The organism is Erythrobacter sp. EC-HK427 (assembly GCF_902498745.1).
Taxonomy (GTDB): domain Bacteria; phylum Pseudomonadota; class Alphaproteobacteria; order Sphingomonadales; family Sphingomonadaceae; genus Alteraurantiacibacter.
The window spans coordinates 2,194,367-2,209,805 of record NZ_LR701479.1 but is presented as its reverse complement, the minus strand read 5'-3'; the positions used below and the strand labels follow the sequence as shown (position 1 = coordinate 2,209,805).

Sequence of the window (15,439 nt, the reverse complement as noted above, 5' to 3'; positions counted from 1 at the left end):
CCAAACAATTGGAGCAAAGGCTACTGCGAGCAAAGCATAGCCGAACCATGCGAGTTTGAGCTGGGAGCCATTCACTGTGCATCCTCCACAAACCCGCTCATGCTGAGCTTGTCGAAGCATCGCACTTCACTTCTTGCGCAGTTACCGAAGGAAAAGCGATCCTTCGACAGGCTCAGGATGAGCGGAAAAGAGAAGTCGGCACGCATCACTCACCCACCGGGCTTGGCAGCTGGCCGTCATTCACCGGGACCTCGCCGCCCTCATTACCAGCCTCGCCGTCGAAATATTTCACAATCGCGGCTTCCATTTCAGCAATCGCGAAGGGCTGGCCGCTCGTTTTGGTGAGCGGGGTCGCGTCGATCAGGAACTGGTCGCGGATCACGGTTTTGAACTGGCCGGTGTTCATTTCGGGCATCAGCACGTGGTCGAACTGGTCGAGCAATTCGCCCAGATTGGCGGGCAGCGGCCAGATATGGCGGACGTGGATGTGGCTGACGCTCAGCCCCTTGGCGCGGGCGCGGCTCACCGCCTGATGGATCGGGCCATAGGTCGAGCCCCAGCCGACCACCGCCAGCGTGCCCGAGGTCTCGCCGAGGCAGACCTCCTGATCGGGCACGGCAATCTGGCCGATCTTGTTCTTGCGCGCGTCGGTCATCGCCTGATGGTTGTCGGGCGCGTAGTCGATATGGCCGGTGTCCACCTGCTTCTCGATCCCGCCGATGCGGTGCATCAGTCCGGGCGTGCCCGGCTTGATCCACGGCCGCGCGCCCTTGGCATCGCGCTTGAAAGGCAGCAGCGTATCGTCGGGGCCGTTCTTCGCTTCGAGGAACTGCGCCGGGGCGCGCTCGAACGCGTCGGGATCGGGCACTTTCCACGGCTCGCTGGCATTGGCGATATAGCCATCGGTCAGCAGCATCACCGGCGTCATGTAATCGACCGCGATCTTGCAGGCTTCAATCGCGCATTCGAAGGCGTCGGAGGGGGAGCAGGCGGCGATCACCGGCATTGGCGCATCGCCATTGCGGCCATAGACAGCTTGGTAGAGGTCGCTCTGCTCGGTCTTGGTCGGCAGGCCGGTCGACGGCCCGCCGCGCTGGCTGTTGACGATCACCAGCGGCAGCTCGGTCATGATCGCCAACCCCATCGCCTCGCCCTTCAGTGCAATGCCGGGGCCGGAGGACGAGGTGACGCCCAGCGATCCCGCATAGCTCGCCCCGATGGCGGCGCAGATGGCGGCGATTTCGTCTTCCGCCTGGAAAGTGGTGACGTTGAACTCTTTCAGTCGCGCCAGATGGTGCAGGATCGCCGATGCAGGCGTGATCGGATAGCCGCCGAAGAACATCGGCAGCCGCAGCAGCCGCGCCCCCGCGACCAAGCCGAGGGACACCGCTTCCGCGCCGGTAATGGTGCGATACAGGCCGGGTTCGCTAAGGACGGGGTCGAGATGCACCTGACGCAGCGGGCCGGCCAGCTCGGCGGTCTCGCCATAGGCATGGCCTGCATCGAGCGCCGCGATATTGGCGGCGGCGATATCGGGCTTCTTCGCAAATTTGGCGTTGAGCCAATCCTTCAGCGGTCCGCGCGGACGGTCAAACATCCACAGCGCAAGGCCCAGCGTCCACATATTCTTGCAGCGCAGTGCGTCCTTGTTGCCGAGGCCGAAGGGCTTCACCGCTTCGATCGTCAACGCGCTGATATCCAGCTCCAGCACATCGAAGGGCGCGAGCGTATCATCCTCCAACGGGCTGACCGCATATTTCGCCTTGTCGAGATTGCGCTTGGTAAACTCGCCCGTGTCGACGATTACCAGCCCGCCCGGCTTCAATGCGCCAAGATTCACTTTCAGCGCCGCGGGATTCATCGCCACCAGCACATCGGGCGCATCGCCCGCCGTGTTCACTTCGCGGCTGCCGAAATTGATCTGGAACGCCGACACGCCGAACAGCGTGCCTTGCGGCGCACGGATTTCGGCGGGGAAATCGGGGAACGTCGCCAGATCATTGCCCGCCAGCGCGGTCGAAAGCGTGAACTGTCCGCCGGTCAGCTGCATCCCGTCGCCGCTGTCACCTGCAAAACGGACGACAATTGCATCCTGCTTGGAAAGATCAGACCGGGGAGCGGTCGTCTGCGTTGCCATAAACTCTGTATCCTGCCGCGCCTCTTTGGTCCGGGCGCTCGTGTAAATTCGCGTGTGCGACCTAGGTTTTGTTGCGCCATGGCACAATCAAGTTTTTCTGTCAGCCGCGTAGTGACTGGCTTTTGGGCTTAGTCCCGATTAGGTGCGCCGCCATGACCTCGATCAATCCATCGCTTTACCGCCCCTGCGTGGGCACCATGATGATCAACGCGCAGTCCGAAGTGTTCGTCGGCAAGCGGATCGACAACACCGAAGGCGACTGGTGGCAGATGCCGCAGGGCGGCGTCGATGATGGCGAGGATCTGGACGAAGCAATGTTCCGCGAACTGGGCGAGGAAACCGGCGTGGCGCGCGGCCTGCTGGAAATCGTCCACCGCCTGCCCGAAGAGCTGTTCTACGATCTGCCGCCCGAACTGCATGGCAAGCTGTGGGGCGGCAAATATGTCGGCCAGCGCCAGACATGGTACCTGACCCGCTTCACCGGCACCGACAGCGATATTGACCTCGAAGCGCACAAGCATCCCGAATTCTGCGAATGGAAATGGGTTGCGCCGGGCCTGCTGCCCGAACTGATCGTCCCGTTCAAACGCGAGGTTTATGAACGGGTTGTGGCGGGGTTCGCGGAGTTTTTGTGACGTCCGTTATGACAGCGGAGTCAGGGATGGCGGATATTAGTTCGCCGTCACACCCTCGGTCGGGTCAACCACTTCGGCGCGCAGCACCGGCGGGCCCGCAGCGATAGCGGCGGCGAGGCGTGCGGTTTCGGGGCAGCTATCGCCGCACATCGATTGCAGCACTGCCAGATTGGCCTGCGCGGCTTGCACCGCACCCTTTTCCACCATCGCCTCGCCCTCGCCCGCAATCGCGGCGAGGTTTTCGGGATCACGCTCGCGCGCTTCGCGGTAATAGCCGATGGCCTTGCCCTGCAGCCCCTCGGCCCGCGCCGCCTCGGCGAGGCGCAGATAAATGTCGGTATAGCCCGGATCGACCGCCAGCGCGGTTTCAAACAGGTCAATCGCGCCCTGCGTATCGCCCGCGGCGAGCAGCGCCTGCCCTTCGGCCACCAGCGCCTCTGCCACCGGATCGGGATCGAACCAGCTCGCATGGCTCACGCTCGCGGTGGCGGCGAACAGCAGCGAAAGCGCGGCAGCAGCGGGGGCGAAACGCATAATCAATTCCTTCAGCCGGGACGAAGAGGGTGCAGGTGCAGCGTCCATAGGAAGCGGGCTATCACGCTTTTTCTGCACGGGCGATGAAAAATCCGTCCGTACCGTCCTTGGCCGGTGTAAGGCGGATGCCGTCCCCGTGCGCGGTGCCGCGCGGCAAATCGGGCAAGGATGCGTGCCAGCCGGAATGGCGGGCAAGGAACGCGGCAAACTGCCCCTTCCCTTCTTCGTCGAGCAGCGAGCAGGTGACATAGGTAAGATGCCCGCCCGGCTTCACCAGCGCCGCGCCGATATCGAGCAGGCGGGACTGGATCGCGGTCAGCCGCTCCAGCTCGCGCGGGGTCAGCCGCCAGCGCGCTTCGGGATTGCGCCGCCAAGTGCCGGTGCCCGAGCAGGGCGCGTCAATCAGGACGTGATCGGCCTTGCCCGCCCATTCGGCCAGCGCCTCTGCCTCTTCGCCGGGGTTGAGAAGGATCGTGTCGGCAATCACCGCCACCGCCCGCTCCGCACGCGGACCAAGCTGCGACAAGCGGCGGCGATCGGTATCCGCCGCCACCAGCGTGCCTTTATTCGCCATCGCCGCAGCCAAAGCGAGCGTCTTGCCCCCCGCTCCGGCGCACAGATCGATTACGGTATCACCCGGAGCCGCACCGACCGCGAGGCAGGCAATCTGGCTGCCCGCATCCTGCACCTCGATCAGGCCATTTGCGTAGGCGCTCCATTCCTCCACCGGTGTTCCGGCGGGAAAGCGCAGACCATCGAGCCCCACCAGCGGCTCGCCAGCCTCCGGCAAATCCCCGAAATCTCCACCTGCCTTGAGCCTGTTGATCCGCATATCGAGCGGCGCGCGGGAGAGCAGGCTGGCCGCTTCCTCCTCGGAAACGCCGGAGGCGATCAGGCGGTCTTCCAGCCATTCGGGCGCGATGCCGCCTTCGGCGATGGCTTCGTCCTCGCGGATAGGCGGCGGGCCGTAGCCTTCGCCATCGAACAACGCGCGCAGATCCTCCCGCCCGTCCGCGATCAGGCCGAGCATAGCTGCCCGCCCGCTTGACGGCACAGGGCCGCAAGCGCGGATCGTGTCGTAGACGAGCTCGCGAATGGCGCGCTTGTCCTTGGAACCGGCAAAGCGGTGATCCTTGAACCATTGCGCAATCAGCCGGTCAGCGGGCGGGCCTTGATGGCGGGCTGCATGGATGACGCCATCAAGAATTTCGATAGCGGCCTGAACCCGGGCGGAGGGAGTCATACCCTCCCCTCCCGCTTGCGGGAGGGGCCGGGGGAGGGAATGTAACGGAAGTTCAAGCTGACAGGCCCTCCCCTAACCCCTCCCGCAAGCGGAAGGGGGATTGTTATCGAGTGGGATAATTCGGCGCTTCGCGGGTGATGCTCACATCGTGGACATGGCTTTCGGAAAGCCCCGCATTGGTGATGCGGATGAACTTGCCGCGTTCTTTCAGATCGGCAATCGTCGCGCTGCCGGTATAGCCCATCGCGGCCTTCACCCCGCCGACCAGCTGGTGCACCACATCGCGCGCCGGGCCCTTGTAAGGCACTTGCCCTTCGATCCCTTCGGGCACCAGCTTCATCTGGTCTTTGATATCCTGCTGGAAATAGCGGTCTGCCGAACCGCGCGCCATCGCGCCGACGCTGCCCATGCCGCGATAGGCCTTGTAGGCGCGGCCCTGATAAAGGAACGTCTCGCCCGGAGCTTCTTCGGTGCCCGCCAGCAGCGAGCCGATCATCACGGTGGAAGCACCCGCCGCCAGCGCCTTGGCCGCATCGCCGCTGGTGCGCAGACCGCCATCGGCGATAATCGGAACATCGCCTGCCGCGCTCGCGCTTTCCATGATCGCGGTCAATTGCGGCACGCCGACACCGGCGACAATGCGGGTGGTGCAGATCGAGCCCGGCCCGATGCCGACCTTGACCGCATCCGCGCCCGCATCGACCAACGCCTTGGTCGCTTCTGCCGTGGCGACATTGCCTGCGACGATCTGCACATGGTTGGACAGTTTCTTCGCCCGCGTCACCGCCTCGGCCACCGCCTTGTTGTGGCCGTGCGCGGTGTCGATGATGATGACATCGCATTCGGCATCAACCAGCGCCTCGGTGCGCGCGAAACCCTTGTCGCCCACCGTAGTGGCCGCCGCCACCCGCAAGCGCCCGGTATTGTCCTTGGTGGCATCGGGGTTGAGCACCGCCTTCTCTATATCCTTGACCGTGATAAGGCCGACGCAGTGGTAATCATCATTGACCACCAGCAACTTCTCGATCCGGCGCTGGTGCAGGATGCGGCGCGCCTGATCCTGCGTCACGCCTTCGGAAACCGTGGCAAGGTTCTCGCGCGTCATCAGTTCGCGCACCGGCTGCGCGGGGTTGTCGGCAAAGCGCACATCGCGGTTGGTCAGAATGCCCACCAGTTTGCCATCGGGCGCGACAACGGGAATGCCGCTGATATTGTGTTGCTGCATCAGGGCATTCGCATCGCCCAGAGTGGCATCCGGCGTGATCGTGATCGGGTTGACCACCATGCCGCTTTCGAACCGCTTCACGCGGCGCACCGCAGCGCATTGCTCTTCAATGGTGAGATTGCGGTGGAGCACGCCGATGCCGCCCAATTGCGCCATCACAATGGCCATTTCCGCCTCGGTCACCGTATCCATCGCCGCCGACAGCACCGGAATGTTGAGCGCAATACCGCGCGTCAGCTGCGTCTTGGTCGACGCCTGCGATGGGAGGATGTCACTTTCGGCGGGACGCAAAAGTACGTCGTCGAAAGTCAGGCCGGTTGCGATGTCCATGGATGCCACTTTTCTTGTCTGCTTTTTGATTCGTGGCGGCCCATGTAAACGCACTGTGTGACAGGCGCTAGGGGGCATGGGGAACGGTGAACAGATGCTCCGGCTGCCCGCGAAGAGGCGAGTCGCAGACGTATTGTTCAGCAAAACCGGCCCCAATCTGTATCGGACTTGTAAACGGATCGTCCCGGCAATGCCCCGCCCCGCCCCCGGAATCACGGTTAAGCGCGCGCGGGTTCATCGGCGCGACAGGTTTGCCGGAACATCGCGGAGGGGCAAAGGCGTTAAGACCTTGTCGCTATCCGCGCCGCAGCGCCGCCGATCACGCATGGATCGCGGCGGAGGCACACTACCGGCGCGATACAGTTTTTGAAGGAGTATCCATCATGCGCACACTCGTTTCCGCAGCCAGTCTGGCCGCCATCGCCCTCGCCGCACCTGCCTACGCGCAGGAATTGCAGCCGGCAAATTACGATCCCTCGGCGCAGCGGATCACCGTCACCGGTTCGATCCCGGCCGATCTGGAAGGCCTGCCCGCCGGGCCCGATCTGGAAGGGTTCATCTCGGCGCGCAATGGCAACCGCGTGCAGGTTACCAGTCCGATGGGCGTGAACGAGCAGTTCAACGTCTCCCCCGCCACCGATATCCGCGCGCGCGGCGGCTTTCTGGGTCTGGGCCGCACGCGGCTCGATGCAGGCGCGCTGATGAACGGCCTGCCGGTGACCGTGCGGACGGTGCAATGGGAAGGCGGCCTGATCGCCAGCGAAGTGCGCTTCTCGTCCGAAGACCTCGAAACCGCCACGATGATCCGCAGCGGGACCGAGCAGCAATTCGCTGTGCAGGGCGCAGCGATCGAAGAGAATGCGGCGGCCACCGAAGCATTGCGCGGCCGCGTCGCCAATATCGACCAGTATGACATTATGGGCACCGCCAATGTCTATTTCGACACCGGTCGCTGGAACATCACGCCCGCGGGCCAGGCCGAATTGTGCCGCATCGCACAGCAGGCCGAGGACACCGATAACGCGCTGTTGCTGGTGGTCGGCTACACCGACAATACCGGCGATTACGAGTTCAACCAGACGCTGAGCGAGCGCCGCGCGGGCCGCGTGGTCAATTATCTCCAGCAGCAATGCGGCTGGCAGCCGTGGCGGATGCTGACGCCGACCGGGATGGCCGAAGCCGATCCCGCTGCCGACAACACCACCGCCGCAGGCCGCGCACAAAACCGCCGCGTCTCGGTCAACATCCTTGTGAGCAAGGCCGTGTCGGGAATGTAATTCGCTGGCAAGCGAGTAAGGGAAAGGGCGGCCTTAACGGGTCGCCCTTTTTCGCTTGCTCGGGGTGCATCCGTTCCGGATGGAGTCGCACTTTGCGAGGCGCGCAATCCGGTGTATGCCAGCCACATGAGCAAATACTCGCCCCTTATCTCGGAATTCTCCTCGGCTGAGGAAGAGGCTGCTTATGAGGCATGGCTGAAGCAGAAGGTCGAGGCATCGCTTGCTGATCCTCGCCCCTCCATTCCACATGACGAAGTAATCGCGGAAATTGACACCATGCTTGAGGCCAAGAAGGCAAAGCAGGCGGCAGAAAGCAATTGAAGGTCATCTGGCGTCCGAATGCCCGCGACGATCTTCGGACGATCATCGACTATATCTCGGATTACGATGAAGCGGCGGCCTACCGTCTCCGCGACCGCGCCTTCGACTTTGCCGAGCGGATTGCGCAATTCCCGTATATGTTCAGAAGCGGCCGCTTGCCCAACACGCGCGAAGCGGTGCTGCATCCGAACTACATATTGATCTACCGCGTGAGCACGGACTGCATCGAAATTGTCGGGGTGATCCATTCCCGCCAGCAATATCCCTGAGACTTGTACAACATACCGCTCGCAAAATAGGACGACTTCCCAACCACTCTGCTATCGGCAAGAGCTACATCTTCGCTAAATCAACACTAAGCCGTTGGCCTATGATGTGAAGTCGGCAACGCGCTTCAGCGAAGCCACCCGCCTATCAGCCGCGAGAAAGTCCTCGATCGCTTTTATGCCCGAAGAATTGAGCCATGGAAGAAATCGAACCTTCGTGTCGTTTGTCTCCAAGACCAAACCAAAATGCGTTCGTCTTCGCGTACCAATCTCTTCCCTTATGAGGCGCTTCCCCGCCACCACCAGTTCATTGCCTTTGATGATGAATTCATAGCCACGCAGAATCGAACGAGCGGCCGGAATAAAAACAATAACTGTCTGGAGAAGAAGGCAAAACCACCCGACACTGTATGCGAGCCAAGCGGGCAACGGCCATCGTCCTTCGCTCACCCTATCGAGATCGATCATTCCCGTAGTCGCAAATTCGTGAACACTAATGATTGGCACAATGGCGACCACCAGAAATAGGCATCCAAAGCTGAACCATCGGTCGAATTTGTAGACTTCAAGATTGCTCACTCCGCCGTCCAGCCGCCGTCGATGCTCCAGTTCGCACCGGTGACGTTGCCCGCCTCCTCGCGGCACAGGAATGCGGCGAGCGCGCCCACTTCTTCGACCTGCACGAAGCGCTTGGTCGGTTGTTTGGCGAGCAGCACCTCGTTCTTCACCTGCTCCTCGGTCATGCCGCGCGCTTTCATCGTGTCGGGGATTTGTCCTTCCACCAGCGGCGTCCAGACATAGCCGGGGCTGATGCAATTCGCCGTCACGCCGCTTTGTGCCAGTTCCAGCGCCACTGCCTTCGTAAAGCCGTCGACGCCATGCTTGCTCGCGCAATAGGCGCTCTTGAACGGACTGGCGGTTTTCGAATGCGCGGAGGCGGTGTTGATGATGCGGCCCCAGCCCTTTTCCTTCATCCCCGGCACGGCGATCCGCGTGGTGTGGAACACGGCGGAGAGGTTCAGCCCGATAATCATTTCCCACCGGTCGAGCGGAAACTCCTCCACCGGGGCAACGTGCTGCATCCCGGCATTGTTGACGAGAATATCGACCGGCCCCGCCTCCGCCATCATTGCTTCGATTTCGTCCACCTTCAGCAGATTCGCGCCCGAATGCGTCGCACCCAGCTCGTCACACAGGCGGGCGATCTCGTCTGCGTCGCCGAAGCCGTTGAGCACCACTTGCGCGCCTTCTGCCGCCAGCGCGCGGGCGATGGCGAGGCCGATGCCCGAGGTGGAACCGGTGATGAGGGCGCGCTTGCCGGTGAGGAACATTTGCATCTCCATGAATTTGATTTCACAAGCGTCCTAATGCTGTGACAAAGAGCGTCCAGTGAATTTTGCGCGAAGACGGGGATGAGGGTCAGCGATGCGGTTAAATCCATTCGACACCAGCAAGATCAATGTCGGCACTACCGGCGGGGGCGGCGGCGTGCGGCGCGGCGGCAGTATCGGTTGCGGCGGGATTGTCGTGGTGCTGATCGGCGCGCTCGTTTTCGGAGTTGACCCCGGCCAGATGATCGGCGCGATGGAAGGCGCGCAAGGCGGCGGGGGCCAGCAGGTCTCCGCCAGCGAGGACGAACAGGCGATCTGTTCCTCCAACGCCTATGCCAGCGAAAGCTGCGCCGCGCTGACCTCGCTCAACGAGACCTGGGCGGTGCGCTTCCAGCAGGAGGGCATGGGCGAACGCTTCCGGCAGCCGCGCCTCGAATTCGCCACCGCGCAGCGGTTCAACACCGGATGCGGCGAAGGCAATGTGGGCATGGGGCCGTTCTACTGCCCGGCAGACGAAACGATGTATATCGATGTCGGCTTTTACGACCAGCTGGCGCAAATGTCGGGCGAGCGCGGCGACTTTGCCCGCGTCTATGTCGTGGCGCACGAATATGCGCACCATGTGCAGACGATCACCGGCGTCTCCGATTCGATCCGCAGCGCGCAATCGCAGAACCCGCGGCGCAGCAACCAGTTGCAGGTGCTGATGGAGCTGCACGCCGATTGCTATGCAGGCGTATGGGCGGGCCTCAACCGCAACCTCATCGAACCGGGCGATTTACAGGAAGGCATGAACGCCGCCTCCGCTATCGGCGATGACCGGTTGAGCGGCGGGCGACTGAGCCAGGAAAGTTTCACCCACGGGAGCAGCCAGCAACGTATGGCGGCGCTGCGGCTGGGACTGGACAGCGGCAGCAGCGACCGCTGCGACAACGAAATCCTCAATATCCGCTAGACCCGATGCAAAAGGCGGCGCTCCCACGCGGGGAGCGCCGCCTGGCGTAGGCGATTGACCTTCAGCCTTAAGCGGTAGCGCGCACCGGCGCGCGGGTTTCAGGGCAATCCTCCACCGCCTCGCTCACGACGCGGCCGGTCAAGGGGTGCGCCATCGGCGTCACCCGTGCGGCTGCGGGGGCAGGACGGGGTGATGCCGTAAACCCGAACGTCACGCGCGGCGGAACCGGTGGCTGCGGGGGCTGCACCGTGCTCGGAACTTTGGGCATGGCGCGCGACGACACCGCGCCGATCCGCGCACTGGCGGCTTCCATTTCCTCAACCGCCCGCTCCAATTCACGAATAATTTCGCGCCGTGTTTCGGCGGGGATTTGCGGGTTGTTCTCGATAGAGGCCATCGCCGCACGCAGACCGTCCGCTGCCTGCGCCTGCGCCTGCATTTCGATGTTCGCGGTGCAGATCATCATCGCCCGGCGCCTATTGCCGAGATCGACCTCTGCAACCGTCTCGCCGCCCGCACAGTCGGGTTCGACACCCCGCAACTCGTGGATTTCGGGAGCGCGCCCGTCGCGCGATACAAACACGACACGCTCGACATTGCGTTCGACATTGCGCTCGATCTCGCGGTCCAGGTCGGCCAGATCGCCATCGAGTTCGGCAAGCAGTTCGTCCAGCTCGCTTTCGCTCAGACTGCCATCGGTTCCCGGCTCTACGGGGCGACGGATGACGCGGCGGGTCACATGGCGTTCGCCATCCTCGCTCACGCTATCGTGGCTGATGGTGATGACCTGTTCGCCATCGATCACCACCACCTCGACTTCGGGATCGCCGACAGGCTCCCCCACCGGCGGTGCGGCAGGAGGCTGCGGCACATCCGGTGCGCCGGGGGCCTGCGGTGCGGCAGGCGCAGCGGGCGGATCGACCGGCTCTGCCTGCGCGTAGCTGATCGACGCGGTCAGCGGCAGCGCCAGTGCAGTGGTGGCCAAAGCGGCGATGCCAATGCGGCGGCGGCGGGCGGAAATATCTGTCATGGTGAGGCTCCTCAAACGGTGGATTATGCTCTTCTCGCCGAGCACCGGACAGGCCATCGGAGCCGCCAGAGCGAGGTGCTGACCGGCGGCGAAGCCCGCAATTACCTCGGCATAGGCAGCTCTTTCCGACCGCGCACGGCCAGCGACAACGCGCGCATCGCACGCGGCCTCCTGATCTCTGCGCATCGCTCGCCAGCCCCACCAGGCGAGCGGATTGAACCAGTGCAATGCCAACAGCGGCTGCGCCGCGATATTGGCGAGAAGATCGTGTCCGCGGTGATGCTCCAGCTCATGCGCGATAGCCATATCGCGGGCGGTTACATCGATGCGGTCCATAAATTCGGGCGGCAGGGCGACAACCTTGTCGCGGATGCCGAAGGCCACCGGCGCGGTAACCGCAGGCGTTTCCACCAGCCGCACCTTGCCCGCTTCGCCCACGGGGCGCGCCCGCGCGAGCAGATCGCGGCGCATCCGCACATACCCGCGCACGCGCAAGGCAAGGAAGATCGCCGCTCCGCCAAGCCAGAGCGGCAGCAGAATGTCGGTGTGCGTAAGATCAAACCACGGCGCTTCGCTGGGCGGCGCAGCGGCCGCATCTGGCCCCGAGAGATAGACCAGTACCGGAGCCGCCCCCTCTACGCCCGCTGCAACTGGCGCAGCCTCTGCCGCGGGCAGCGCAGGCTGCATCCATGCAGGCAGCACCAGCGGCGGCATGACAAAGCGCAGCAGGGGCAGCGCCCATAGCGCATAGGCGATTTGCGGCCCGAACAGTTCCGCGACGCGCCGTCGCACCAACAGGATCAGCCCTATCAGCAGCGCGGTGATGACAAAGGTATCGACCAGCCAGCTGGCGATATCGGCTCCCCCCAGCGCGATCATTTCTTGAGCTCCGCCAGCAGCCGCTCGATCTCGGCAATGTCATCGGCGGTCAGCGCCTCGTTCTCCGCCAGATGCGCCAGAAGCGGCGCGGCGCGGCCGCCAAACAGGCGTTCGACCAGCCGCTTGCTTTCGGTGCCGACATAGGCCGAGCGCGCAATCAGCGGGGTGTAGAGGAAGCGGCGGCCATCGGGCTGCGTTGCCAGCGCGCCCTTCTGCACCAGACGGGAGAGCAACGTTTTGACCGTGGGCATCGACCAGCCGCGTTGCCCGCAGACTTCCTCGCACACTTCGGCAGCCGTTTGCGGCGACTTGGCCCACAGGGCCTCCATCACCGCGTGTTCGGCATCGCTGATACGGTCCGCACCGGTTTGATTGGCATCGCTCTCAACTCGGGCAGTCACTCGCGTCCTCCCTGACTTGCCAGAGTTCAACGATTACGTTTGTAATCTGAATGCCGGTTGAACGCAATCGCCAGCAGGTGCAGGTATCAGCGGACGGTGCAATCTGGCGTGTAACCCGAGCGGCCTTTCGCGCGAAAAGCTGTAACCGTGGGGACAAATGACACGAAGTGAACAACAGGAACAGGCCTCTGCCGACGTGCTCGACCATTTGATTGTGGCGGCGCGGGACGGGGATCGTGCGGCGTATCGGCAGTTTCTGGCCGAGGCGTCGCAGCGTGTCCGCGTAATGCTGGCGCGCAAGATCGGGGCCGATAGTGAATTGGAAGATGTGTTGCAGGATTGTTTGATCGCCTTGCATGAAAAGCGCCACACGCTCGATCCTGGGCGACCGGTCGGGCCGTGGATGTATGCGATTGCCAATTACAAGCTGATCGATCACTGGCGCAAACGCGGACGCAGCAGATTGGTGTTGGATGACGAGGCCGATCTTGCCGTGGCGGCGGATACCTTTGCCGATGTCGACATTGCCGCCCTGCTCGGCGAATTGCCCGACGCGCAGGCAGAGGCGATCCGGCTGACCCATCTTGAAGGTTTGACCAGCGCCGAAGCGGCCCACCAGGCGGGCATCGGCGTGTCAGCCATGAAGCTGCGCGTGCATCGCGGCATGCTGCGGCTGAAAGATATTGTGAACGAGCAAAAACATGACTGATCTCGAAGCCCTGATCGATCGCCTTGCCGATAGCGGCGCGCAGCGCGATCCCCGCCACGCGGTGCGGTTTTTCGCGCTGCTGCTGGGCGCTGTGGTGCTGGGCGGCGCGGCGACTGCGCTGGTGCTGGAGGATGCCTTTGCCAGCGTCACCCTTTACGGTGTCGGCCCGATTGCGGTGAAATGGGGCTTTTCCTTCACGCTGCTGCTGCTCGCGGGCGCGGCTTTGTTTGTGCTGGGGCAACCGGGCAAGCCGGGCAAAGCGGCGATGATCGCGCTCGCCGTGCCGTTTGTGCCGGTGGTGGCGCTGCTGGCTTTTGAAGTCTCCATGCGGGGCTTTGTCGCCGATGGAGCCACGTGGCGCAGCTGCCTTGCCGCGATGACGATTATCAGCCCCCCCGCTTTCGGGCTGGCGGTGCTGGCCATGCGTTCGCTCGCTCCGGTCAATTTGCGGCAAGCGGGGCTGGTGGCCGGATTGTTTGGCGGCGCGGTGGCGATGACCGCCTATGCCCCCTTCTGCCCCGAACTCGGCATGGGCTATATGACGGCGTTCTACGTGGCGCCGATCCTCGCCATGGCCGCGATCGGCTGGCTGACCGGCCCGCGCCTGCTGCGCTGGTAACTTCGCACAAAAATGGGGGCCGGCCCCGCAAGGCCAGCCCCCTTCCCCCCTGTCAGTTGTCGCCGGATCAGGCGAAGCCAGCGCTGCCGTCATCCTCCTGCCGGATGGCCGACCATTCGACATTACGCGTCGCATACATGATGCCCGCCAGCGCCACGAACAGCAGCACCGCGCCGATTACCAATGAGAATGTCTCCATGCTCAGCAGCACGAAGAGCAGCGCATACAGCCCCGCCAGCATCCCCCCGATAAAGCCCGCGCGCTTCCACGTGCCGAGCACAGCTGCGCTATAGGCAGTCAAAAGCCCGATCACCGCCGCCGCCGCGATCACGTAAGCCAGCGCGAAGCCGACGATTTCGGCAAAGGCCAGCAGCAGCACGAAGAACAGGATCAAGCCCACACCGGTGAGCAGATATTCCGCACTCGCCACTTTCGCGCCGCCGACAATGTCGAACATCAGGAAAGCGGCGAAGGTGAAGCCGATGAACAGGAAACCGTATTTAACCGCGCGATCAACCTGGCTGTAGAGATCGACCGGATCGACCAGCGCAATGCGCGTCACCGCGCTCGATGCCGCCTCCAGCACCGGATCAGCGCCCGAGCCAACGGCATAGCCCTCCATCCGTTCATCGGCGGGCGGTGCGTGGTCGCTGACCGAGAGCAGCCGCTCGCCCAGCGCCAGATTGGTGATGCCGCTATAGGATGCGGTGAACCCCTCGCCCGTCACCTCGCGGTTATTGGGCAGGAAATTGCCGGTGAAGCTGGGATGCGGCCATTGCGAAGTGATATTCCACGACGTCTCGCCGCCGCGCGGCACCATGCCGAGCGAGCTGCTGCCACGCAGCCCGTATTCCCAGCGCACGGTGAGCGGCGCATCGCCTGCCCAGCTGACCGGTGTGGAAAAGCCCGAGCCGCCCGTCGCCAACGGACCGCCGCCGGGATTGAGCGCCAGCGCCTCGCCATTGGCCGTCACCCGCGCCCCGTCGGTCAGCCCGCGCGGATCAGACACGCCGAAGCGCAATTCCGCCGCATCGAGCAGCAGGGCCTCGCGCGCGATGCCGAGCCGCTGCAAATCATCAGTCAGCGCGAATTGCGCGGTGCCGCTGATGGCGGCCTCGTATACGATGCTCTCGTAAATCGCATAGCTTTTGCGGTCAGGATCGATCGCGGTTTCCACCGCCTGCGTTTGCGGCGAGACGAACAGCTCGCGCCGCACCTGTCGCTCGCGCGTCACGGTTGCGCCGTCCACCGTCTCGCTGCTGTTTTCGGTTGCTGTGTAGGGGATGACGAGCAGCGGCCCGGTCACCGTTTGCGGGCCGCCCCAGCCCGCCGTGATCTGCGCCTGCGCGGTTTCGGACTGGCTCTGGCGATCCCAGACCAGCGCGTAAACCATCATCAGCGGAACGATCAGCACCCCCGCAATCACTGCTGTCAGCAGCAATTTCATTCCCGGACTTCGTGATTTGGCCATTGTCGTAACTCCTCCTGTTTCACGATGAACCGTGCATTGTGAGCGACGAACTGAATTTCAAGTGAATGGATGTAGC

Annotated in this window: 16 protein-coding genes; 7 read left to right on the top strand and 9 right to left on the bottom strand. The window is 63.5% G+C overall.

Annotated elements, in window-relative coordinates:
* Window positions 1-205: 205 nt before the first annotated feature.
* On the bottom strand, window positions 206-2,137 hold the full coding sequence (locus GC121_RS10880) for a 2-oxoacid:acceptor oxidoreductase subunit alpha (RefSeq protein WP_151974302.1): 1,932 nt from the start codon (window positions 2,135-2,137) through the stop codon (window positions 206-208).
* A gap of 152 nt (window positions 2,138-2,289) precedes the next feature.
* Here GC121_RS10880 and GC121_RS10875 point away from each other — a divergent pair, with 152 nt between their 5' ends.
* Window positions 2,290-2,772: an RNA pyrophosphohydrolase gene (locus GC121_RS10875; RefSeq protein WP_151974301.1), complete on the top strand. Its 483-nt coding sequence runs from the start codon at window positions 2,290-2,292 to the stop codon at window positions 2,770-2,772.
* Window positions 2,773-2,808: 36 nt separating this feature from the next.
* On the opposite strand, the gene GC121_RS10870 is transcribed toward GC121_RS10875, so the two are convergent.
* The 3 genes from GC121_RS10870 to guaB form a co-directional block, all read right to left on the bottom strand.
* On the bottom strand, window positions 2,809-3,306 hold the full coding sequence (locus GC121_RS10870) for a lipopolysaccharide assembly protein LapB (RefSeq protein WP_151974300.1): 498 nt from the start codon (window positions 3,304-3,306) through the stop codon (window positions 2,809-2,811).
* Window positions 3,307-3,367: 61 nt separating this feature from the next.
* Entirely contained in the window at window positions 3,368-4,549 is a 1,182-nt protein-coding gene (locus GC121_RS10865) for an RsmB/NOP family class I SAM-dependent RNA methyltransferase (RefSeq protein WP_151974299.1), read from the bottom strand.
* 103 nt (window positions 4,550-4,652) lie between these two features.
* The gene (gene guaB, locus GC121_RS10860; RefSeq protein WP_151974298.1) at window positions 4,653-6,104 is read right to left on the bottom strand and encodes an IMP dehydrogenase; all 1,452 of its coding nucleotides are present in this window, start codon (window positions 6,102-6,104) and stop codon (window positions 4,653-4,655) included.
* Window positions 6,105-6,487: 383 nt separating this feature from the next.
* Here guaB and GC121_RS10855 point away from each other — a divergent pair, with 383 nt between their 5' ends.
* From GC121_RS10855 to GC121_RS10845, 3 genes are all read left to right on the top strand, one after another.
* The gene (locus GC121_RS10855) at window positions 6,488-7,381 is read left to right on the top strand and encodes an OmpA family protein (protein WP_151974297.1); all 894 of its coding nucleotides are present in this window, start codon (window positions 6,488-6,490) and stop codon (window positions 7,379-7,381) included.
* A 126-nt stretch (window positions 7,382-7,507) separates the two neighbouring features.
* Window positions 7,508-7,702 (top strand): stability determinant, encoded by a 195-nt coding sequence (locus GC121_RS10850; protein ID WP_151974296.1) that lies wholly within the window; start codon window positions 7,508-7,510, stop codon window positions 7,700-7,702.
* Window positions 7,699-7,971: a type II toxin-antitoxin system RelE/ParE family toxin gene (locus GC121_RS10845; protein ID WP_151974295.1), complete on the top strand. Its 273-nt coding sequence runs from the start codon at window positions 7,699-7,701 to the stop codon at window positions 7,969-7,971. Before GC121_RS10850 ends, GC121_RS10845 begins: the two co-directional genes overlap by 4 nt.
* 99 nt (window positions 7,972-8,070) lie before the next feature.
* Here GC121_RS10845 and GC121_RS10840 read toward each other — a convergent pair whose 3' ends face one another.
* Window positions 8,071-8,436, bottom strand: a complete 366-nt coding sequence (locus tag GC121_RS10840) for a hypothetical protein (RefSeq protein WP_151974294.1) — start codon at window positions 8,434-8,436, stop codon at window positions 8,071-8,073.
* A gap of 107 nt (window positions 8,437-8,543) precedes the next feature.
* Complete coding sequence (locus GC121_RS10835) at window positions 8,544-9,305, bottom strand: 3-hydroxybutyrate dehydrogenase (protein WP_151975704.1); 762 nt, start codon at window positions 9,303-9,305, stop codon at window positions 8,544-8,546.
* Between the two features lie 88 nt (window positions 9,306-9,393).
* Here GC121_RS10835 and GC121_RS10830 point away from each other — a divergent pair, with 88 nt between their 5' ends.
* On the top strand, window positions 9,394-10,254 hold the full coding sequence (locus tag GC121_RS10830; RefSeq protein ID WP_151974293.1) for a neutral zinc metallopeptidase: 861 nt from the start codon (window positions 9,394-9,396) through the stop codon (window positions 10,252-10,254).
* Between the two features lie 67 nt (window positions 10,255-10,321).
* Here the strand turns inward: GC121_RS10830 and GC121_RS10825 are convergent, their stop codons facing one another.
* Both GC121_RS10825 and GC121_RS10820 read right to left on the bottom strand, forming a co-directional pair.
* Complete coding sequence (locus GC121_RS10825) at window positions 10,322-12,163, bottom strand: M56 family metallopeptidase (protein WP_151974292.1); 1,842 nt, start codon at window positions 12,161-12,163, stop codon at window positions 10,322-10,324.
* Window positions 12,160-12,564: a BlaI/MecI/CopY family transcriptional regulator gene (locus tag GC121_RS10820; protein ID WP_151974291.1), complete on the bottom strand. Its 405-nt coding sequence runs from the start codon at window positions 12,562-12,564 to the stop codon at window positions 12,160-12,162. Before GC121_RS10820 ends, GC121_RS10825 begins: the two co-directional genes overlap by 4 nt.
* A 157-nt stretch (window positions 12,565-12,721) precedes the next feature.
* On the opposite strand from GC121_RS10820, the gene GC121_RS10815 reads away from it, so the two are divergent.
* Window positions 12,722-13,273, top strand: coding sequence for a sigma-70 family RNA polymerase sigma factor (locus tag GC121_RS10815; RefSeq protein ID WP_151974290.1), 552 nt, complete (start codon window positions 12,722-12,724; stop codon window positions 13,271-13,273).
* Window positions 13,266-13,892 (top strand): NrsF family protein, encoded by a 627-nt coding sequence (locus GC121_RS10810; RefSeq protein WP_151974289.1) that lies wholly within the window; start codon window positions 13,266-13,268, stop codon window positions 13,890-13,892. Before GC121_RS10815 ends, GC121_RS10810 begins: the two co-directional genes overlap by 8 nt.
* 67 nt (window positions 13,893-13,959) lie before the next feature.
* Here the strand turns inward: GC121_RS10810 and creD are convergent, their stop codons facing one another.
* Entirely contained in the window at window positions 13,960-15,363 is a 1,404-nt protein-coding gene (gene creD, locus GC121_RS10805; RefSeq protein WP_151974288.1) for a cell envelope integrity protein CreD, read from the bottom strand.
* Window positions 15,364-15,439 lie beyond the last annotated feature (76 nt).

Coding starts and splice junctions, on each gene's coding strand:
- GC121_RS10880 (WP_151974302.1), bottom strand. CDS start 2,137: ATGGCAACGCAGACGACCGCTCCCCGGTCTGATCTTTCCAAGCAGGAT.
- GC121_RS10875 (WP_151974301.1), top strand. CDS start 2,290: ATGACCTCGATCAATCCATCGCTTTACCGCCCCTGCGTGGGCACCATG.
- GC121_RS10870 (WP_151974300.1), bottom strand. CDS start 3,306: ATGCGTTTCGCCCCCGCTGCTGCCGCGCTTTCGCTGCTGTTCGCCGCC.
- GC121_RS10865 (WP_151974299.1), bottom strand. CDS start 4,549: ATGACTCCCTCCGCCCGGGTTCAGGCCGCTATCGAAATTCTTGATGGC.
- guaB (WP_151974298.1), bottom strand. CDS start 6,104: ATGGACATCGCAACCGGCCTGACTTTCGACGACGTACTTTTGCGTCCC.
- GC121_RS10855 (WP_151974297.1), top strand. CDS start 6,488: ATGCGCACACTCGTTTCCGCAGCCAGTCTGGCCGCCATCGCCCTCGCC.
- GC121_RS10850 (WP_151974296.1), top strand. CDS start 7,508: ATGAGCAAATACTCGCCCCTTATCTCGGAATTCTCCTCGGCTGAGGAA.
- GC121_RS10840 (WP_151974294.1), bottom strand. CDS start 8,436: ATGATCGATCTCGATAGGGTGAGCGAAGGACGATGGCCGTTGCCCGCT.
- GC121_RS10835 (WP_151975704.1), bottom strand. CDS start 9,305: ATGCAAATGTTCCTCACCGGCAAGCGCGCCCTCATCACCGGTTCCACC.
- GC121_RS10830 (WP_151974293.1), top strand. CDS start 9,394: ATGCGGTTAAATCCATTCGACACCAGCAAGATCAATGTCGGCACTACC.
- GC121_RS10825 (WP_151974292.1), bottom strand. CDS start 12,163: ATGATCGCGCTGGGGGGAGCCGATATCGCCAGCTGGCTGGTCGATACC.
- GC121_RS10815 (WP_151974290.1), top strand. CDS start 12,722: ATGACACGAAGTGAACAACAGGAACAGGCCTCTGCCGACGTGCTCGAC.
- GC121_RS10810 (WP_151974289.1), top strand. CDS start 13,266: ATGACTGATCTCGAAGCCCTGATCGATCGCCTTGCCGATAGCGGCGCG.
- creD (WP_151974288.1), bottom strand. CDS start 15,363: ATGGCCAAATCACGAAGTCCGGGAATGAAATTGCTGCTGACAGCAGTG.